General features: G+C 39.8%; 20 protein-coding genes, 1 other RNA gene and 1 pseudogene. 2 read left to right on the top strand and 20 right to left on the bottom strand.

Annotated elements, in window-relative coordinates:
• Positions 1-581 precede the first annotated feature (581 nt).
• Together ORD22_RS09485 and ORD22_RS09480 are read right to left on the bottom strand one after the other, a co-directional pair.
• Positions 582-1,274 (bottom strand): nuclease-related domain-containing protein, encoded by a 693-nt coding sequence (locus ORD22_RS09485; RefSeq protein WP_317645713.1) that lies wholly within the window; start codon positions 1,272-1,274, stop codon positions 582-584.
• A gap of 382 nt (positions 1,275-1,656) precedes the next feature.
• Positions 1,657-1,977: a hypothetical protein gene (locus ORD22_RS09480; protein ID WP_317645712.1), complete on the bottom strand. Its 321-nt coding sequence runs from the start codon at positions 1,975-1,977 to the stop codon at positions 1,657-1,659.
• Between the two features lie 348 nt (positions 1,978-2,325).
• Between ORD22_RS09480 and ORD22_RS15170 the strand changes: the two genes are divergently transcribed.
• Positions 2,326-2,625, top strand: a complete 300-nt coding sequence (locus tag ORD22_RS15170) for a DegV family protein (RefSeq protein WP_411567640.1) — start codon at positions 2,326-2,328, stop codon at positions 2,623-2,625.
• A gap of 417 nt (positions 2,626-3,042) precedes the next feature.
• Here the strand turns inward: ORD22_RS15170 and brnQ are convergent, their stop codons facing one another.
• From brnQ to ORD22_RS09460, 3 genes and pseudogenes are all read right to left on the bottom strand, one after another.
• Positions 3,043-4,395, bottom strand: a complete 1,353-nt coding sequence (gene brnQ / locus ORD22_RS09470; protein ID WP_317645711.1) for a branched-chain amino acid transport system II carrier protein — start codon at positions 4,393-4,395, stop codon at positions 3,043-3,045.
• 34 nt (positions 4,396-4,429) lie between these two features.
• Positions 4,430-5,409, bottom strand: a pseudogene (locus ORD22_RS09465) (proline dehydrogenase family protein).
• A 33-nt stretch (positions 5,410-5,442) separates the two neighbouring features.
• The gene (locus ORD22_RS09460) at positions 5,443-6,426 is read right to left on the bottom strand and encodes a proline racemase family protein (RefSeq protein WP_317645710.1); all 984 of its coding nucleotides are present in this window, start codon (positions 6,424-6,426) and stop codon (positions 5,443-5,445) included.
• A gap of 214 nt (positions 6,427-6,640) precedes the next feature.
• Between ORD22_RS09460 and ORD22_RS09455 the strand changes: the two genes are divergently transcribed.
• Positions 6,641-8,014, top strand: coding sequence for a sigma-54 interaction domain-containing protein (locus ORD22_RS09455; RefSeq protein WP_317645709.1), 1,374 nt, complete (start codon positions 6,641-6,643; stop codon positions 8,012-8,014).
• Here the strand turns inward: ORD22_RS09455 and ORD22_RS09450 are convergent.
• The 15 genes from ORD22_RS09450 to tpiA form a co-directional block, all read right to left on the bottom strand.
• The gene (locus ORD22_RS09450) at positions 7,989-8,183 is read right to left on the bottom strand and encodes a hypothetical protein (RefSeq protein ID WP_317645708.1); all 195 of its coding nucleotides are present in this window, start codon (positions 8,181-8,183) and stop codon (positions 7,989-7,991) included. The genes ORD22_RS09455 and ORD22_RS09450 overlap by 26 nt on opposite strands.
• A gap of 126 nt (positions 8,184-8,309) precedes the next feature.
• Positions 8,310-9,446, bottom strand: coding sequence for a DUF4145 domain-containing protein (locus ORD22_RS09445; RefSeq protein ID WP_317645707.1), 1,137 nt, complete (start codon positions 9,444-9,446; stop codon positions 8,310-8,312).
• A 469-nt stretch (positions 9,447-9,915) separates the two neighbouring features.
• On the bottom strand, positions 9,916-10,320 hold the full coding sequence (locus ORD22_RS09440; protein ID WP_317645705.1) for a universal stress protein: 405 nt from the start codon (positions 10,318-10,320) through the stop codon (positions 9,916-9,918).
• A 358-nt stretch (positions 10,321-10,678) separates the two neighbouring features.
• A complete protein-coding gene (locus tag ORD22_RS09435; protein WP_317645704.1) occupies positions 10,679-11,017 on the bottom strand; it encodes a Fic family protein in 339 nt (112 codons plus the stop codon).
• A gap of 47 nt (positions 11,018-11,064) precedes the next feature.
• Entirely contained in the window at positions 11,065-11,604 is a 540-nt protein-coding gene (locus tag ORD22_RS09430) for a DUF3226 domain-containing protein (RefSeq protein WP_411567641.1), read from the bottom strand.
• A gap of 106 nt (positions 11,605-11,710) precedes the next feature.
• Positions 11,711-12,166, bottom strand: a complete 456-nt coding sequence (locus ORD22_RS09425) for an AAA family ATPase (RefSeq protein ID WP_317645703.1) — start codon at positions 12,164-12,166, stop codon at positions 11,711-11,713.
• 2 nt (positions 12,167-12,168) lie between these two features.
• Positions 12,169-12,786: an AAA family ATPase gene (locus ORD22_RS09420; RefSeq protein ID WP_317645702.1), complete on the bottom strand. Its 618-nt coding sequence runs from the start codon at positions 12,784-12,786 to the stop codon at positions 12,169-12,171.
• A gap of 134 nt (positions 12,787-12,920) precedes the next feature.
• Positions 12,921-13,281, bottom strand: a transfer-messenger RNA (tmRNA) gene (gene ssrA / locus ORD22_RS09415).
• 92 nt (positions 13,282-13,373) lie between these two features.
• Positions 13,374-13,841 (bottom strand): SsrA-binding protein SmpB, encoded by a 468-nt coding sequence (smpB, locus tag ORD22_RS09410; protein ID WP_317645701.1) that lies wholly within the window; start codon positions 13,839-13,841, stop codon positions 13,374-13,376.
• Between the two features lie 109 nt (positions 13,842-13,950).
• Positions 13,951-16,278, bottom strand: a complete 2,328-nt coding sequence (gene rnr / locus ORD22_RS09405) for a ribonuclease R (protein ID WP_317645699.1) — start codon at positions 16,276-16,278, stop codon at positions 13,951-13,953.
• 48 nt (positions 16,279-16,326) lie between these two features.
• Positions 16,327-17,073, bottom strand: coding sequence for an alpha/beta hydrolase (locus ORD22_RS09400; protein ID WP_317645698.1), 747 nt, complete (start codon positions 17,071-17,073; stop codon positions 16,327-16,329).
• Between the two features lie 62 nt (positions 17,074-17,135).
• Positions 17,136-17,363: a preprotein translocase subunit SecG gene (secG, locus tag ORD22_RS09395; protein ID WP_114924454.1), complete on the bottom strand. Its 228-nt coding sequence runs from the start codon at positions 17,361-17,363 to the stop codon at positions 17,136-17,138.
• 108 nt (positions 17,364-17,471) lie between these two features.
• Positions 17,472-18,767, bottom strand: a complete 1,296-nt coding sequence (eno, locus tag ORD22_RS09390; protein WP_317645697.1) for a phosphopyruvate hydratase — start codon at positions 18,765-18,767, stop codon at positions 17,472-17,474.
• Between the two features lie 12 nt (positions 18,768-18,779).
• Complete coding sequence (gene gpmI / locus ORD22_RS09385) at positions 18,780-20,306, bottom strand: 2,3-bisphosphoglycerate-independent phosphoglycerate mutase (RefSeq protein ID WP_317645696.1); 1,527 nt, start codon at positions 20,304-20,306, stop codon at positions 18,780-18,782.
• Positions 20,296-21,060, bottom strand: a complete 765-nt coding sequence (tpiA, locus tag ORD22_RS09380; RefSeq protein WP_317645695.1) for a triose-phosphate isomerase — start codon at positions 21,058-21,060, stop codon at positions 20,296-20,298. The genes gpmI and tpiA overlap by 11 nt, the downstream gene beginning before the upstream one ends.
• Between the last annotated feature and the right edge of the window lie 6 nt (positions 21,061-21,066).

The raw sequence follows: 21,066 nt of genomic DNA, 5'->3' as shown, positions 1-21,066 counted from the left end.
CCAACATTGCTTTCACCTCATTTCATATGGGAATGTATGTTCCTATTCTATCATTACAGAAACTGCTTTGTCTACAGACAACCGACATTCATCTCCCTCTTATCATTGGGCTCTGCCCTTCACATGATTGAAGAGGGAGTCTTCTGTCGGAAACTGATAAATAAAGGGAGTAGGTCCGAACACGAATTAAGTTTGATTCAGAGTTCCGTACGATTTATTTCTGGACTTGGCACCTCACTAACAAATCCTTTCCAGTTAATCGCTACTCAATCTCTGAATATCCTCATAGTTTTTCACAATTGCACCGCTCAATGGGTCTCATATTATACGAATTGAGCACAATGCAAAAAAAGGAACCAGAGAGATAGTAAGCAGTGCCACTGCCCTCCACGGCCCCTGAATATATTCGATTATCTGCCCATTCATCCACTCCTTATTACCGCGTATAGGTTTATACTATCATGGATGCGAGATAAGTAGATATTGATTAAAGGTAGATGTGGGTGAAACTTTAATGATTGTTCCTCACACCGATCCGTTATTTTCCCTCAACTACTTCCTTCACCGTCTCTGCCACTCGCCTACTTTACTTTCTTCCCCGTCGTGGCGTTATATTTCTTCCGCACCTGCTGCAAGTGTGTTTTCCTGATTGACTTCTTTTCCTCTTTCGGAAGATCTACAAGCTGATCCAGGTTACTGATTATGCTGTTCACCTGATTGTCAGTGAGCCGTAGCCTATCGTCTTGCTTGATTGCTTTCACCAATCCACGATAGTGGACAACATCAGCTGACCGAAACGGTTCTTTGAATTTGAATTCGACCGTATTAGAAAAGGCGATAATGGAGCGTGCAGGCAGATTGGGTAAGTTTAGACGGCTTTTGAGCGCTTCTATGTGACCATAGTTCTGCCGTATCGGATTGTAGAATTTCTGTTTATTTTTATAGATGACCTGCGTCCAGTATTTCTGATTTTCACTGCCAAAGATCCATCCATTATAGTGTTTTGTTTCAATGACGTGCAGGCCATATTTGGAGACGACAACGTGATCAATCTGCGTCAATCCGTACTTTGCGTCCTCGATGTAGAGGTCATGATAGGCTCGGTACTCTTCGCCAAGTTTTTCTAGTCTTTTCTGCACGGTTCGCTCTCCGACAGCGCCGCGCCATTTCGGCAGCTGCAACTGAACAACGGTCATTAGAACCACCATGGCGACGAGGAACCAGAAGGCTTTCAATGTCAGGATATATAATAGGGTAGCAAAAAATAACTCCATTTTGTATTCACTCACTTTCCACATTTTATCCATTAATTCGATACTCTCATATTATCGAAACACCAGAAAAAAGTCACGATACTCTCGATAAGACATTTTTACGTTTGATTCTACTTCTTATCATTTACCCAATACGATTCCATATTTAAAAATTTCGCACCAAAAAAGATAGCTTATTCGGAGACCAATCAACAGGTATACAATAATTATTGTGACTTTGCTAATACACGTGTTAAAGCCCCTGGTAATTTACAGGTTAAAGTTGTGTTAGACTTTTACACATAAACAAAAAAGACCTAAATAAATTAGGTCCTTCAGAGTGTAGACACTCTGCGTTAATAAATATTTTTTCATGAAAGTATTCCCTCATTTGCCCTATATTTTAATACATTTTAGAAGGTGAAAATACAACTTCGTATTTTCCTTTTAGTTCCTTTTTGACCTTTTCAGTTAATCTTAGGCCTAATTCGTTATGATCTTTTTCTATAATTTTACCTCCTTCAATTAAACTATCGTAATCCCAATTGATCCAACTTCCATAATCATCTATCCATGCCCTTAACTGCTCTTTTAAAGGATTTGAAAGCGTAAACTTATCCATTTCCAAGTTGTACCCACAAACCGCGCACCACAACGGGTCAGCACCTACATCGGCTTCGATTTTTATTTGAAAAAAGTCTTCACAATTACATAATTGATCCATAAACTAACACTCCTTATTACCGCGTATAGGTTTATATTACCATGATTGCGACACAAGCAGATATCAATTAAAGGTACAGGTGAACCCCACAATTGGTACTAGGTCCTCACACGACTCCAATTCAATTCAGAGTTGTTTCTCATTTGTGTGGGGACCTGGTACCTACTTTAAGAACGGAATATCCTGATTGCATCATCGTTCATATAGGGTATACATCAAAGGCTTCTGCTTCCTATCAAAATGCGTTACTAGCAACGGAAGATATAGAGGATATTCATTTAATCGGTGCCTTAAACGTGACTGGCGAGCGGACGAGTCAGCAATATGGCTTACCTCGGAGGGGCTTTATTGAAAATCAAACCATGTATTGAATTAGTAGAAGGAAAGCTCGTTTCAACCAAAAAATATCGTGGAAAAATGAGCAAAGTCGCTGAAAGTTTACTGCTTGATTATTTACAGCAATACGATATGGATCGACAACAAATTTACTTTATATACTCCATCGGACTTAGTGAAACGATCAAAGAACGGATCAATGAAATTGCACGGAAAAAAGGATTCAAAAATAGTATTTGGATTGAAGGTGGTGGTACGATCTCGACACATTCTGGTCCTGGAGGATTTGGGATTGCAGGAATAGAAGTTTAACTTCAAAAAGGTACCTGTCTTCCATAGGTACCTTTAATTATTTTGGGCAGTTCCTTAAATTATAGATTCAGCATTCTATGAACAAAGAACCAAGAATCAGCGTCAGTCAACTTATTCATTTCCACTTTAAGAAATCCGCCTAAAAAAGCAGTCCCTACCTAAATTACCGTATCACAGTTGTTACTCTGATATACATAGCCTACTTTAAGTTTGTACGTTTCAGGCATATTGACTTCGGGCATTTCCTCTTCCTGTCCAGTTAAATAAGTAGTATTCAGATACTCCAAGTTGATATAATCGCGCCTGTTTCAATGCTCGAATTTTGAGTACTACGTAAAGATATAATTCTGAATCATTCCTGTGTTTTTTGAAATTCTGGTTCTCTTTTAATTACTTTATAAGTCCTTTATTTATAGCCTAAAGGACTTCTTCACCTGCTAAGTTGATGAGTGTAATAGGCTCTTTTCTTGTTTTTGCCACTGCTACACCAATCATAAATCCAATAATCCCCGTTACAATCCACCCCGCACCACTTTCAAACAATGGGATAAATCCAAACGTGCTATTGATTGTATCCACTAAAATATTTGCATCCTTTAATGCGTCTAGAATAGCAACAAAGCCCACACCAATGATTGTACCCACATAAACCGATTGTTGACCTTTGAAAAGGTTATTTGCAAATATAAGCACAATTAATGCAATCGCCAATGGATAAAGTAAAAGTAGTATCGGGGATGCCATTGTTAAAATTGTTGTGAGTCCAAAATTCGTAATGATTAAACCTAGTGTAGCGAAAATAATCAACCAATTTTTATAAGAAATGCTAGGTACAATTCTTCCGAAATATTCAGCTACAGCAGCTAAGCAGGCGACATTTGTCGTAATCCCCGTTAGCAATATAACTGTTCCAATAATATAAATACCGAATTGTCCGAACAATACAATCGCACTCTGCGCTAAAACTTCACCACCGTTCTCCATATAACCAATTGGATTGACACTTGAACCGCCTATCCATGCCATGGAGATTTGTAAAGCGACCAAGCCAATAATAGTAATCATTCCAGCTTTAATGAATATTTTTGATACTTCCTTTTCAGACTTTATCCCCAATGAACCAATAGATTTTATGAAAATCCCTCCAAATACAAAAGCTGCAAGAACATCCATCGTATAGTACCCTTGAGTAAATCCTTTTAAGAAAGCGCCACTTATGTAATCTCCTTGTGGTTTTCCAAAGCCTCCCATTGGGGTAAAAATCGATTTAGCAACTAACGCGACCAATAATAAAAGAAAAATCGGTGTAATGAGTTTCCCTAATCGATCTATAAACTTTGTTGTATTCCATGATAAACAAATTGTAATAACAATAAATAGCAGTGAGAAGGCAAAAAGATAAAGACTAGTATTTGATTTGTCCAGCACTAACGGATTTACTGCGATTTCATATACAACCGATGTCGTGCGCGGAATCACATAAATAGGTCCCAGCGTTAGGAATAACAAGATTGAGAATACGGTTGCAAATAGTGGATGTACCTTTGCGGCAAGTTTTTCAACAGTTCCACCACCACGCGTTAGTGCAATAATGGCAAGTAGAACCATTCCAACACCTGTTATTAAAAATCCCCCCATCGCAATCCATGTATTCGTTCCTGCCTGTTGCCCTAACATAGGTGCAAATATAACATTTCCTGCACCTAAAAACATCGCAAAGAGCATAAAACCGATCGCGAATAACTGTGACATCGATACTTTTTTCTCCATAAATATTCCCCCCTTGTATTTACTGAATGATACTTCAACCTATTTTTTTCCTGCTAACTCTTCCTAATAAGAAGGCGCCAGTCCCAACGCCTATAAGCTTATTTGTCTTTTTATTAAAAATCTGCTTCGCAACTAGATTTAAATTTTGTGGACGTTCTGCCAATCGTCGCATGAAATAACCATACCAATCTACACCAAATAGAACATATGTACAGAAATGATAGCCCTCATTTGCAAGTTCTAATTGCAAGTCATATCTAAAGCCATATAACATTTGGAATTCAAACTTATCACTTGATACATTATGTTCTTCCGCAAACTTTTTCACATGATTAATGACATTATGGTCGTGTGTTGCAATTGAAGTGAATTTACCATGTAGCAAGTGATAGTCAATCCATCGGATATAATTCTGATCAATCTCTTTTTTGTCCTGATATGCTAAGTTTCCAGGCTCTTTGTAAGCGCCTTTTACAATACGCATACGATAATCTTTATACTTTTGTAGATTTTCGTCTGCTTCATAGAAATAGGCTTGTATAGCAGTGCCAATGTTACTATACTCTTTTGATAGTTCATCTATAATGTCAAAGGATGGTTGTAAGTGTCCATAATCCTCCATATCAAATTAATGAATATATTATGGTCGCTCGCCCTTGCAACAATCGTTTGCAGATTTTCCAAACAAAATTCATAGTCAATATCTAAACCAAGTTGCGTAGGTTTCAAAGAAATATGAGCGTGCAATGCATGTGCATGAATCGCCTCAATGACAGCCAATATTTGTGTTTTCGCCTTTATTTCTTCTTCCTTCTCGAACACAAACTCTCCTAGATTATCAATTGTTGCCGCAATCCCTTTTGCATTAAGATGCTTAACACTTTCAACCATTTGTTCAACGCTTGTGCCCGCTACAACTGACTGTGCGCCCAATTTAAGTCCTCAACGTTTCGCTCCACTATTTAGTACTTTATTTTTTGACAATGCTATAAAAAAGTCTTTTATTAATCCCATATCATCAAGCCTCCACTGTTAAATTCTAGTTACTTAATTCAATAAAAATCCTTCTACATATGGATCTGTTTCATCTAATGAAAATTGATGAATTCCTGTCATCCATGCAGATCCTGTAATTTTAGGAATGATCGCATTAAAACCTCGGACTTCAGTATAATCAATGATTGCCCCTTTAAATTGGGAGCCTATAATACTTTCTTGGATAATTTCTTCATCTACAGCCAAATCCAGTGTTGCCAGTTTCGCACATGTACCTGTACCACAAGGTGATCTATCGATTTGTCCATCCCCAAAAACAACTGTATTTTTATAATGATTTTTCCCTACTTCTAAACTAAATTCCACAAGGTCAACCGAGTTAATCTCTGGTATTTCAGGGTGACTGATGTTCAACTGCTCATTCACAGCCTTCCTAATTGCGATACCTAGTGCTGCAATTTTATCTTGCTCCTCAATCTCCAGTGCTAAATCAAATTGTTTTGCATCGATAATCGCAAAGAAACTTCCACCGAAAGCTATATCCAATGTTATCGGTCCTACACCCTCTAATAAAACGCTTACATTCCGTTTTAACAAAAACGCGGGGACGTTAATAAAAGATACCTCCTTCACCTTATCGTTTTCGTAGACGACATGACATTCAATAATTCCCGAAGGCGTGTCCAGATATACCTTATCTTTTTTCTCTATCAATCCTTGATTAATTGCAATCGTTACGGCTGCAATTGTTCCGTGGCCACACATATTCAAATAACCACCGCTGTCCATAAATAATACACCAAGGTCGCACTCCAAGTTGCATGGTTCGGTTAAAATTGCCCCAAACATATTCAAATGTCCTCTTGGTTCATGCATCAGTAACTTTCGTACGTAATCCATTTCAGATTGCATTTCTTTTTTCTTCTGCATCATACTATCCCCTTGAATTTCTGGGATGCCCTCAATCACTATTCTAGCGGCTTCCCCCATCGTATGAGCATCAATTGTACGGACTGTATTCGCCATCATCACCATAACGTATTCATACCTCCCAAGTAGATTATTAATTATAAATCATCTCTTACTAATTCTACTTGCAAGAAGCGTGCCAACTTAGATAATGATAGAAAATCACTCTATTGCAATTGTCTATAAAGTTTATTACAATATTTAATGTTCAGTAAAATTACAATATTGTAAAGTGTAAACTTAACACTTACACCTTTTCTAAGAAAGGATGTCAGCGATTATGAAAAATATACCGCATGAGCATTCACGTTATTATCTAAACACATTAATCGAAACTAGTTCTGATGCAATTATCATTATTAACACCTCGGAAGAAGTAGAATACTGGAATTCCCAAGCTGAACAAATTTACGGAATAACACTTTCAGCTATTAAAATGAAAAAAATAAGTACATTTTTTAAGAAGGAAGACTTGAAATTATTAGAGATATTGGAAACCAAAAAACCTGTTTTTAATGTCTATCATCAACCGAGACCAGATAAGCACGTACTGATTAGTTCATCTCCCATTTTTGATAATAAAGGTAATTTAATTGGAGCCATTTCAATCGATCAGGACATCACGAATATTGTAAAGTTAAATGAAAAATTATCTTTAACAACTACTGAATTACAAAAAGTCAAACAACAATACAATTTGCAGGAACTAGTCGGACCCTTTTCAGAAATTAAAGGACAAAGTGGTGCCATACGAGCAGCTAAGGAATTAGCGCTTAAAGTTGCGAAAACAGATGCGACCGTTTTAATTAGAGGAGAAAGCGGTGTCGGTAAAGAACTTTTTGCACAAGGCATCCATGAAGCAAGTCTTCGAAATGATCAGCCCTTTGTTCCCATCAATTGCGGTGCAATCCCAGAGGCTTTATTCGAAAGTGAATTCTTTGGATATGAAAAAGGTTCTTTCACAGGTGCCCATAAGGATGGGAAAGCCGGTAAAGTAGAGATGGCTAACGGCGGCACATTATTTTTAGACGAGATTGGAATGTTACCTCTTGATATGCAAGTGAAATTGCTTCGTGTGTTGCAAGAGAAAGAAGTTTCACGCATTGGCGGCAATACATCCATAAAAGTAAATAGCCGAATCGTTGCAGCCACCAATAGTAATTTAGAAGACATGATTAAACAAGGACTATTTCGCGAAGATCTATATTATCGATTAAACGTTGTAACATTGAAAATCCCTTCCCTACAGGAGCGCAATGAAGATATTCCGATTTTAGTCAATCATTTCGTACAAGAGTATTGTACAAAGTATCAAAAAGAAATGCCCACGATTCTTCCCAGCGCCATGGAGTTGTTTACGAACTACGGTTGGCCCGGTAATATTAGGGAACTACGAAACGTTGTTGAACGAATGATTATAATTATTGATCATTCAACAATTCATGCAGATGATATTATGAATATATTCCCCAACTCAGACAACAATCGCACAGTCAAAAAGGGACTAGCCGAAGAAAAAGCACAACTAGAAAGCGCCCGTATCAAGGAAGTACTAATTGAAACGTACGGAAATAAAAGTGCCGCGGCAAAGAAACTTGGGATATCTAGGGTCAGTCTTTACAGTAAACTTAAGCAGTATAATATTGATTTTTGAATCGACATTTTTTATTATGTCGGCATAATTTAAAAAGGCTACTCAAAAAGTCATTTTCATGACCTTTCGGAGTAGCCTCTCTATCTGATGATATTTGAACTTTCTTCAATAAATCGCCATTTGCCATTTTATCAGAAAGCACCAATTTATAATGCGCTTCTTTTTTCATAGCCTTTGCAACCTTTAATTGACTAGTACTAGCATATGTTTGCAAATCTTTAAATATAAGTACCAGGTCCCGATACAATTTTGAATTGTTCTTGAGTTGTGTGTCGACATGGTACCCGAACATAATTCATTTCTCTTTCAACTGCATAAAGAACTTCTCCAGCGTCCCTTTCCCTACACGTTTATATTTACCTAACGTCACCAACTCTTTTGGCAACTGACCTACTTCATAATACCCTTGATCATTTAGTTGTTGAATGAAATTAGGGAATCCTATGAATTGCTCATTGGTAATCGGAATTTTTCCAAGCTGTTCAGTCACAACAATATAATCTGAATGATAGAAGAAAAACAATTCTCCCGGTCGCTCAGACTTTAGTTGTCGACGTTGCTTTTCTTCTTCCACATATAGTTTTAGTTCTTCAAAAAAGTCTTGATCATTCGTTTCATTAAAACGCTTAACTGCTACATGAAGACCTTCCAAGTTATCTGGCAACTCACTCATCAAACGCGCTTCCTGTTCCCCGCCGAGACGAATCAAAAACAGCTCAGACTTTTCAAAACGCTGTGGTAGTAAAAATGCATCCCGTAAAAAATGAGGGATTTGTAACTCATCACCTTTATATGTAATCGTGCGAATCGTTGTGAAACCTGGCTGATCCGACAACAGATCACGAATTTCCACCTTTGAAATATCCACTTGCGAAACATCTTCTTTTGAAGTTTCTTCTTGTGAAATATCTTCTTTAGTTGACTTCTCTTCAAACGTTTGTTTCAACAACTCTTCCAATCCTTTTAAACGTTCTTCAATCTCCATCACTTCAAAACGCGGACCTGTATTTAGCGAAGGATCAACATAGTTAGGAACCATAACTTCCAGTGGTCCATACACTTCCACATACCATTTCACTACTCTGTAAAGCGTCTCCCACGCAAGTAGAGCCTCTGATATACGAAATGATCTCGTATCATGTGCAGCCTGATTTCCTATCATTCGTAAATTATGTAAGTCACTACATATTTCCGTAATTAGAATACCTTTTTCATCAAGATAATCAATATGTTCTCGAATACCAATCCAAGGATCTACTTTTAAATTCTCCGATTGAGTCACTAAGTGCAAAACCTTCTCTATGAATACTCTAGAATGAGTCAGCATGGAACGAGGGCTTATAAATATACTCTTCTCCAATTCTTTAGCCAGTTTTGCTAGATCAGGGGAAATCGGTTCAATAAATTCGTAAAAGTATCGTGTGTTGGTCATTGTATAGCCACCTCTCAGGATAAATTTTTTTTGCAAACAAGGGCCCATAAAGTTCTAAATTAGTAGTGTGTTTTGTGAGAATTGGTGGTTTACAGTACTTGTGCATGCAACATTTATTATTGGTTACATATTCACGTTTATTTCTCACACAAGTACCTCATTTGACTAAGATTGTGTCCTCAGTGCCCGTCCGCTTCTTTCAGTCGTCGCAGTACTCCGGCAATCTTGCCTGTGCTTGCGTAGCCGGCGAGCGCTCCACTATAAGGTTGCCAAGGGTACGGCAAGTGTCGGTATAGCTTTCGGTAAGATGTCGTGGGGTTTCACCCTTCACCCGTTTGAAGGTGGAGACTACTTTCGAAGAGCGGTTAAAAAATACCTGTCCGTGAAGCATTCTCATTTCTCACATAGGCACTACATGTAACAACTGTTGTATAAATGAAAAACCCCCCGCTACATGCGGAGGACTTGCTTATTTAATGACCGTCACCGGACATTTTGCTTCCTTGATCACTTTATGACTGACGCTTCCAAGCATCATTTCCTGCACGACATTCAGTCCGCGGCTCCCAATGACCAAGTGATCAAGCGGCGTTGAATCCACGTACTGCACAATTCTCTGCGCCGGGTCCCCCTCATAAATGACAAGCTCTGTTTTAGCTTGTGTTAGCTTTGCCAACTCCATCGCCGGCTGCGTCACACGCTGCCTGATCGTTTCCGTGTCTTCCTTGCTCATACGTTCATCATTCGCTGTATTAAAATCCACCACATAGATTATTTTCAGTTCCGTCTCAGGAAACATCTCCGCCGTCTTCACTGCATGCTCTACTGCCCGCAACGCATTCTGTGATCCGTCGATCGCTACACCAATCTTCATTAGTTCTCCTCCTCACTTCGCTCTTTCTATTAGTATGGACAAAAATGAAGAGATTTGCAATGTCGCGGGCTTGCGACTTTTTAAAACTATTTGACTGCTACTTCCTTTCAGAAAAAGTATTTGTGCGAGAAACTTTTTGTCAGGTACCCACTAGCGTTGAGTACCAGGCCCCAATACAATTCTGAATTGCTCTTGATTTGTGTTGGGACCTGGTACCCGAACAACAAACAAGTCCGTAGTGTCTTTATACCACTCAATCAAACCTGTCATCAGCTTGCGGTACTAGTACAGCATCAAGCGCTGTATGAGAAGCACCAGATATGATGACATTCCGCTCGCGGTACTTGCCCGCATTGGCTCAATCTATAGCATTCAATAGGATACCGTGTAATTGTTTAATCGCCATTTCTGAAAACGGATGATTTTGTTGCACTATTTCTTCTGCAACCAAAATCTCGTTCTTATGATTAATGGCTTCTAAATGTTCCCGCATAGATTTACCTGTAATGACTATGCCATCTTCCAGTATAGCCTTCGTTTCATAGACTGATAATGTATTTCCTTCAATCACATTCGAGTGATATGTACTTTTTATTAAAAAATCATTTTTAAGTTCCAGAATAAGTTCCTTAGAAAGTGTCCGTTGTTGATCAACTTTCTTTTTCAATGAAAGGAGTCTATCCATTTTTTCTTTCATAGTGAACATCCTCCCTAATGTTTACAGGGTTTATGGGTCTAGCAGTCTTACAACTTCCTAATAAAATCTTTAAGTTCATCCAAATCCGGATGCGTTAAATCCCAATAACTTTTCTGAGCCGCCAATCCAATACTATGAACAATTTTCCTTTGCGACGCCAAATAAATTTGCGTTTTTTCTTTTGCTAAATTCGAAGGAGTTTGTAATTCATTCTTTTTAATATTTTCTATATAGTGATCGATCAATTCAATATATTTTCTTTCTTTGATGATATGTAAGCATAGATCTTCCAACATAGTACCTTCTATATTTTCACCTGGCATGATAAATATTCCTGTGCGTCTATCAGATTCATCTTGCGTAACTTGACCATGATTACTAGAAGATTGTAAGCTATTTTTTTCTAATATCATTCTCATACTCTGCATTGCACTATCAAAAGAATGATCTGCATCCCGAACAAAACCTATAGATGTTACACTTTCGAAATCTGGGATTAACATAAATGTAGCTAACTTTGCGCTCATCTGTTCAACTCCGCCAATTTCTACTAATTGGATGTCTTCTATTTCCAACTGCTTAAACAGTTTATCGAAAAAAATACTTCATCTTTCCCTTCGACAAAAAGCAACTTGGGCTTTTCAATTTGAAATGGCATTTTCGAGTCATTCAACACTTTGTTAGGAATTCTCATTATCGTACCTCCCAACCATTTTCAATCGCTATTTTCAAATTATCAAAACCATATTCTTTGGATACAATTTGTTGTTCTTTCTTTTCAAGTCGAACATAATTTACATCTTTTTCAGAAATGGCGCTCTCTACTAACGAAGCTAAACATTCATAGCTATGTGTAGTAATAAATAGTTGGCAATTATTTTGTTTCGATGCTTGATCAAGCATTTCCAACACATGTACCAGCACTGAATGATGCAATCCGTTCTCAATTTCATCTATGAATACGATACCATTCGGATTATTGAATATCGCCAGTAAAATCGATAATATACGTGTAATACCATCTCCCATATAGTGTAGTGGGATTTTTACATCTAATCCAATATCGCCGTACAAAACAGCCTGACTATTTGGTTGCTGAATAGCAGTAATAGATTTAAGTCTCGGTTCGATTACTATTAAATAATCCAATATCAAATTTTCTTTGTTTTTTTCACCAATTCTCCAAAACGAATAGCATTTTCATTTGGATTTATTGGTGATCTTGAACTCAAGAATATAGCACTTTTTATAGGTGTTTGTTTATTTATTTTCACATCCATATTCTCTTCATCATGAATCGTATGAATAATTTTTTGCTCACTTAACTTTCCTTTTGTTGGACTAGAAAAATCAACTGCAATTTCAACTTGATTGTGTTCAAGAGACTTTGTATTAGTTCCAGAGAGGGTTGAAATATCTTTCGGATTTATTTTTATCGTTGTATTATTCTGCTCAACGGAGTGAAGTGTTAGCTTTTCCAGATCCGCACCTTCTTTGACCGATATTTTGACTGGTTTGCTCATGTCATAATTATGGAATATAGGAGCAAATATATCAAAACTCGTCATCGAAGTCGGCATCCCACCACGCCAATTATGCATTCGCATAAATGACTGAGGGTTTTGACGATCTAGAAAGAAAAATAAGGCCTCAATAACCGTTGATTTACCAGTGTTATTTTTACCTCCAAATAAGTTTATACGTTTTAAATTAGATAATTCACATGAAGATATCGCTTTAAAATGTTCCACCGAAAATGATGTGATCACTAGTAACGCCTCCCAATTTTAAGTTATCTATCCGTATGCTATGTAAGACGAATAGAATGTTTATAATAAAATAAAGCATAAATTTTCCTCTTGGAAAGTTTATGCTTTACTTATGTGTTGTTCTCTATACATTTGTATGGAGACGGTGGGAGTCGAACCCACGTCCAAAGGCTCTGCTACTTCAGCGTCTACGCGTGTAGATTGACTACTTGGTTTCGCGCAAACATTTTGCCATCAATCAAGGCGTCCTGTGCGCTATTCCGGGAATCTCTTCTGACACCCTCAGAATGCAGATGTCAGCGTAGCTCACTTATAAGTGAACCTTACGCCTCCACATGAGCGATGGAAACGAAAGGTAGATTCAACAGCTTACGCTGCGAATGCTAGGTTGTTGTTTGTTTTGCCAGTTATTATTAACTGTCGTTTCTGACGGAGACGATCCCTCCGACGCGCAGCTCAAGCCCAGACCACCCCTGTCGAATCCGTAACGTCCCCTAAGGAAAGTTCGGAGCCCTAACCGTTTCACTTAGAACGGAAGGTCATCGTACTTGAAACTTCTTATAGTATATAGTAAATCGCGACATTAATCAATCTTGTTGTTTCGCTTTGAATGCTCGCTGCATATCCCGCTTATGTTCTTTCTCTTTCAAGTCTTGTCGCTTATCGTAAAGCTTCTTCCCTTTACCGACGCCAATTAGCACTTTTGCGAAGCCATCTTTAATATACATTTTCAACGGAATGATCGAATAGCCTTGTTGCTTCGTCTCTCCAATTAATGAACTAATTTGTTTCTTGTGCAATAATAATTTTCGCGCACGAATTGGATCATGGTTATGAATGTTCCCTTGCTCATACGGACTAATATGCATATTGGAAATCCATGCTTCATTGTTACGGATTAAGATAAATGCGTCACGTAACTGGACTTTCCCTTTTCGAATCGACTTGATTTCAGTACCTTTTAACACAATCCCCGCTTCGATAGTTTCTTCGATTGCGTAATCGTGATTTGCTTTTTTATTGACAGCTAGTACTTTACCGGATCCTTTAGCCATGTTTCTTCCCCCCATTTTCTATCAATCTCGCCTAGACGTGATTGCATCTACATTCAGCGTATGACTTCTGCTAAATGTAGATGAAGACTGGAGCAGTTGATTTCCAGCCTTATTTTTTCTTAGGTCTCTTTCTCGAGCCTTTCGCTACACTTTCGTAAAACTTGCGCTTTGGTTTTTCGTACTTCTTATTGCGTTTGTCGCTTTGTTGCCCTTGTCCACGACTACCTGAACCATTGCTTTTTCTTCTTCCCGCCTGAATAACTTTAGGTGACTCTTTACGGGAACCTCTGAAGTTTTGAACCATACCAACGATTTCAAAATCGACAGCTTGTTCTTCTGGCTTCACTGCAAGTACACGCACTTTAACTTCGTCTCCGATACGGAATTGCTTACCAGACCGTTCACCAATCATCATCATTTGACGATCGTCAAAACGATAGTAGTCGTCATTCATGTTTTGTACATGAACAAGTCCCTCGATTGTATTTTCCAACTCCACGAATATACCAAAGTTCGTAACTGAGGATACCACACCATCAAACTCTTCCCCAACTTTATCGACCATAAACTGTGCTTTCTTCAATGCGTTTGTGTCACGTTCTGCATCGACGGCACGACGTTCACGTTCAGACGTATGTTGCGCGATTTCTGGCAAACGTGCAGACCAGTGAGCGATGGTTTGTGGTGATAGATCTTTTTCGAATAAATATGTTCGAATCAAGCGGTGAACGATTAAGTCTGGATATCTGCGAATCGGTGCAGTGAAATGCGTGTAGAATTCCGTCGATAATCCGAAGTGTCCGATGCTTTCCTGGAAGTATTTTGCTTGTTGCATGGAGCGTAATAACATCGTGGAAATTACGGATTGTTCAGGAAGTCCTTCGATCGATTCGACGATTTCTTGCAACGCACGCGGGTGCACTTGGTTGCCTGTTCCTTTGACGACGATTCCGAAGTTTGTTAGGAACTCGAAGAAGCGTTGTAATTTCTCTTCTTTCGGGTCTTCGTGAATCCGGTATAAGAAGGGAACTTGTAGCCAGTGGAAGTGTTCCGCCACCGTTTCGTTCGCAGCCAACATGAATTCCTCGATTAATTTCTCGGAAACGGTACGCTCTATGATAATAACGTCTGTTGGCCAGCCTTCTTCATCGACAAGAATTTTAGATTCTTTGAAATCGAAGTCGATTGCGCCACGGTCTTGTCGTTTTTGACGGAAGATCGCTGCAAGTTTCGCCATATCATTCAACATCGGTACAATTTCTTCGTATTTCTTCGATAGTTCTTCATCTTTATTATCGATGATTTCATAAACATCATGATACGTCATTCGATAATTTGAGTTAATGACACTTGGGTAAATTTCATGTTCAACGACTTTACCGTTCAAATCGACTTTCATTTCACATGTTAATGTTAAACGATCTTCTCCAGGGTTCAAAGAACAAATCCCGTTCGATAAACGGTGTGGCAGCATCGGAATGACACGATCCGTCAAATAAACACTCGTTCCGCGGTCCGCTGCTTCAACGTCCATTGGCGAGTTTTCTGTCACATAATAGCTGACGTCAGAAATATGGACGAATAAACGATACATTCCATCATCTTCTTTAAAGACAGAAATCGCATCATCCAAGTCTTTTGCGTCGGCACCGTCAATGGTCATCGTCAAATCGTTTCGAAGATCTTTACGATTTAAAAAATCATTTTCTTGGACGGTTGTCGGTACGCTATTCGCATGGTCCATCACTTCTTGTGGGAACTCGATTGCAATACCGTGTTTATGAATGATTGACAAAATATCGACGCCCGGGTCATTTTTATGCCCGAGAATCTGCGTGATCATGCCCGTTGCGGTTTTCTCGTCATCCGGCCAGCTCTTAATTTCTACGATAACCTTTTGACCGTCGACTGCTTCAAGGGAATGTCCTTTTTCAATATAAATGTCCATTGGTAGTTTTTTGTCATCAGCTACTACGAAGCCATAGCTACTATGATCTTTATACGTACCGACTACTTTTGTCGTTTTACGCTCGACAATTTTCGTAATGGCCCCTTCACGACGATCGCCTTGTGAGCTTCCCGAGACGCGTACAAATACGATATCTCCGTTCATTGCCCCGTTTAACTCATGCGGTGGAATAAATACGTCGTCACCTTCTACGTTTTCTGGTACAACAAAGCCGAACCCTTTCGCATGTCCGATAAACTTCCCACGGAGTAAATTCATCATCTTCGGCAAGCCGTAACGGTTAGTACGTGAGCGAACAATTTTCCCTGTCTGCTCCAACTGTACGAGCATTTTAACGAGTTCTTTAAATTCTGCTGCCTGTTCCATGCCGAGTATTTCTTGAATCTCATGGACAGTTTTTGGTTGATAGGATGCTTCTTCCAGTAAAGAAAGAATCCGTTCTTGTAGTTCTTTTTCAAATGCGTCCAAACAATCATCTCCTCCTTCTATTCGTTCTAGTTATATGTTCCCCTCTTTTTACTCTTGCCAATCAAGGGATTCTAGAAATTCCAGCACATTTTCGTGAAGTTGTGCTTTTTCCGGACCTAATGTAATCACATGTCCGGATTTTTCATACCATTGTAACTCTTTGTCCGTTGATTCGGCTTCATCATAAATGATTTGTGCAGAATTGGGATCAATTACTTCATCATTTCTCGATTGAATAACGAGTAATGGCGTATAAATACAGTTCACTTTCTCCCGCACACCTTCGACTAAAGACCGCAAATCATTTAAGCCAGGCATCGACTTTGTTTTCAATTCCGTCATTTCTTGTCGGATCTGCTCGTCCGTCTCGCCTGCGAACTTTTTATAGTCTCGCGCATATTTTAACACGCCCTGCCACATAAGATCGGTCGTTTTCATCGTCATTGGTGCACACATCGTCACGATACCTTTTAACGGAAAATCCGCCGCCAGCTTCAATGAAAATACGCCACCAAGCGACAATCCCGCCACAGCGATCTCTTCATAGCCTGCGTCTTTTAACTGATTATATGCAGAAAGTACATCTTCCCACCACTGCTCTGGATTCGTTTCTATCAATTCTTCTGGCGGTACACCATGTCCGCGATAATGTGGTGCCAATGACGTATAATTATGTTTTTCCAGAAACCGGCCGAGCATCCGAACATCTGCGGATGTACCTGTAAATCCGTGAAGTAGTAAAACCGCGCGTTTGCCATGTTCAAAGAAAAACGGTTTGGGCTGAGCAATTCGCATGTCTTTCGATCCTTTCTAAGAAAAACGCCTGACCGTTCAAACTTGGTCAGGCGCTTGCATGTTTATATTTTCATAATCGCAATTGTTAAGACAAAAAATAGAACGGATAGAACCAATGTTGCTCTCTGAAGAACTAGGTCTAATCCACGGGCTTTTTGTTTTCCGAAAAGTTGTTCTGCACCTCCGGAGATGGCTCCTGACAGTCCTGCACTTTTACCGGATTGCAATAATACGACAACGATTAATGCTATAGCTACAACTACAAGCGATGCTGTTAAAACGGCATGCATGTTTTCCACCTCCAAAATAGCAAGTCATAACATTTCTATTTTAACAAAGCTATGTCATTGGCACAACCTTTAGTTGCAAATTGTGCCAATAAACAAGCGGAGGGCGTCTTATTTATTTAGATTATAAAATGTCTCTTTACCTAAATATTGAGCTGTTTCAAACAATTGATCCTCGATGCGAAGCAATTGGTTGTATTTCGCAACGCGGTCCGTACGTGACGGTGCACCTGTTTTGATCTGACCAGCGTTTGTAGCCACTGCGATATCCGCAATCGTGACGTCTTCTGATTCACCCGAACGGTGAGAGATGACTGCTGTGTAGCCTGCACGTTTCGCCATTTCAATTGCGTCGAATGTTTCTGTCAACGTTCCGATTTGGTTTACTTTGATAAGGATTGAGTTGCCAATTCCTTCTTCAATGCCGCGTGCTAATTTCTCTGTATTTGTTACGAATAGATCGTCCCCTACTAACTGCACTTTGTTACCAATGCGCTCAGTCAATAGTTTATGGCCAACCCAGTCGTTTTCGTCCAAGCCGTCTTCGATTGAAACGATTGGATATTTCTCGCAAAGTTCTTCATACCAAGCAACCATTTCTTCAGATGTTTTACGAACATCTTCGCCTGCTAAGTAGTAGTTGTTTTGCTCTTTATCGTAGAATTCAGAAGAAGCAACGTCCATTGCAAGCAAGATATCTTCGCCTGCTTTATAGCCTGCTTTTTCAATTGCTTCGATAATTGTAGTGATTGCTTCTTCGTTTGAGCTAAGGTTTGGAGCGAATCCACCTTCGTCACCAACAGCTGTATTCAAGCCTTTGTCGTGAAGTACAGACTTTAAGCTATGGAAGATTTCAGCACCCATGCGTAATGCGTGTCGGAATGATTCTGCACCTACAGGCATAACCATGAATTCTTGAATATCTACGTTATTGTCAGCGTGCTCGCCACCGTTTAGAATGTTCATCATCGGTACTGGCAATTGCTTCGCGTTGAATCCGCCTAAATGCTGATACAACGGAACATCTAAATAATCAGCAGCCGCATGTGCAACCGCCATAGATACGCCTAGGATTGCGTTTGCGCCTAATTTACCTTTGTTTGAAGTTCCGTCTAATTCGATTAATGCTTTATCGATTACGACTTGATCAAGAACTGAGTAATTCTCTTCTAGTTCTTCAGCGATCACTTCATTGACGTGATCAACAGCTTTTAGCACACCTTTACCGTTGTAGCGATTGCTGTCGCCGTCGCGTAGTTCTACTGCTTCATATTCTCCAGTAGATGCACCTGAAGGAACGATTGCGCGTCCAAACGCACCGCTATCTGTGAATACTTCTACTTCTACTGTTGGATTGCCTCGTGAATCTAGTACTTCTCTTGCATGAATATGTGTAATGATTGGCATGAAGATCTCTCCTTAGAATAATGGTTTTCCAGTCATTTCAACCGGTTGTGGAATTCCTAACATTTTCAACATCGTTGGTGCTAAATCGGCAAGTATGCCATCTGTTCGCATCGTAATATCTGGTTGTGTAATGATCACGGGCACAGGATTTGTCGTATGTGCCGTCATTGGCTGTCCACCAATGGTAATCACTTCATCCGCATTGCCGTGATCTGCTGTAACGATAGCTGAACCACCTTTAGCGAATAATGCGTCGATGATTTTCCCTAGACACTCGTCTACCGTTTCAATCGCTTTAACAGTTGGTTCTAGCATGCCGCTATGTCCGACCATGTCTGGGTTCGCAAAGTTCAAAATGATCGCATCTTGACGTTCTGCTTCAATTTCTGCAATTAATGCATCCGTCACTTCATACGCACTCATTTCAGGTTGCAAATCATAGGTCGCAACTTTCGGCGAATTGATCAAAATCCGAGTTTCCCCTTCAAATGTCTCTTCGCGTCCGCCACTCATGAAAAACGTGACATGCGGATATTTTTCCGTCTCCGCAATACGCAATTGACGTTTTCCACGATCTGCCAACACTTCACCGACTGTTTTCGTCAAATTGACATTGTGGAAGACAATATCTGCTACTACATCATCATTATAATGCGTAAAGCCAACAAATTGTAAGTCCGTAAATTTCTTCACGCCTCTATCGAAGCCATCGAAATTTGGTTGTGTGAACGCGCGGGACAGTTGAATCGCACGGTCGGGGCGGAAATTGAAGAAAATAACCGCATCCCCATTTTCGACAGTCGCTACTGGCTTACCGTCTTGTTGTACCACAAACGGCTCAATAAATTCATCATGTATTTCTTCGGTATAAGAAGCTCGAACTCCTTCTTCTGCCGATTCATATTGTGTGCCGATGCCATAAACCATTGCGTCATAGGTCTTCTGTATACGATCCCAACGCTTATCACGATCCATTGCGAAGTAACGTCCAGACACGCTCGCAATTTGTCCTACGCCTGCTTCTTTCATGGCATCTTCTGTACGCTTAATATAAGGCATAGCAGTCGTCGGTCCGACATCCCGTCCGTCAAGGAACGCATGTATATAAACTTTCTCCACACCTGTTTCTTTCGCTAGTTTCAATAAAGCGAATAAATGCTCATAGTGACTGTGAACGCCACCGTCAGACAGCAAGCCCATCACATGCAGTGAAGACTGCTTCGTTTTCACGTGTTCCATCGTCTCTAAAAGTGTTGTGTTTTCAAAGAATTCGCCTTCACGAATGGATTTGTTGATGCGTGTCAAACTTTGATAAACGATACGTCCGGCACCAATATTCAAATGCCCCACTTCAGAGTTACCCATTTGCCCTTCAGGTAAACCGACATCTTCGCCACAAGCGCTTAACGTGGCATGTGGAAAGTTTTTCATCAATAGATCAATGTTCGGAGTATTTGCATGCGCTACAGCATTCCCGTAAGTCTCATCTCGCAAACCGAAACCGTCTAGAATAATAAGCGCAACTGGATTATTCGACATGCGTCCCAGCCTCCACCAATTGAACAAACGCATCAGGATCCAAACTTGCCCCACCAACGAGTGCACCGTCAATATGTTCTTTACTTAGTAATTCCGCAATGTTTTCAGGCTTCACACTGCCGCCATATTGAATGCGAATCGCGTCTGCCACTTCTTTTGAGTAGATAGTTTCAACTTTATGACGAATTGCTGCACACACTTCATTGGCATCTTCTGCTGTTGCTGTTTTTCCTGTTCCGATTGCCCAAATAGGTTCGTATGCAATGACAGATTGCTTCGCTTGTTCCGCCGTTACGCTAGCAAAAGCTGCTGTTACCTGTTCAGATACGATCGAAACTGTTTCATGCATTTCACGTTGCTCCAATGTTTCGCCTACGCAGACGATTGGCGTCAAGTGGTGCTTGAATGCAGCAAGTACTTTCTTGTTGACTGTCTCGTCGGTTTCATTGAAGTATTGGCGACGTTCCGAGTGTCCAAGAATAACGTAGTGTACGCCTAGGCTTTCAAGCATTGCTGGGCTAACTTCTCCCGTAAACGCGCCTTCCGCTGTGTCATGCATCGTTTGTGCACCGACTTTTACAGCACTTGTTTCAAAACGTTGCAGTAAGTCCCCTATATAAAGTGCAGGTGGACAGATGACTGCCTCCACTTGATCTGATGCTGTGAGTCGTTCTTTGATTTGTTCCGCAAAATCCGCAGCTTCATTGGGTAGTTTGTACATTTTCCAATTGCCCGCAATAATTCGTTTTCGCAAAAGAAT

The organism is Sporosarcina sp. GW1-11, assembly GCF_033088395.1.
Classification (GTDB): domain Bacteria; phylum Bacillota; class Bacilli; order Bacillales_A; family Planococcaceae; genus Sporosarcina.
The sequence above is the reverse complement of the archived record's forward strand: the minus strand, read 5'-3'. Positions and strand labels throughout refer to the sequence as shown.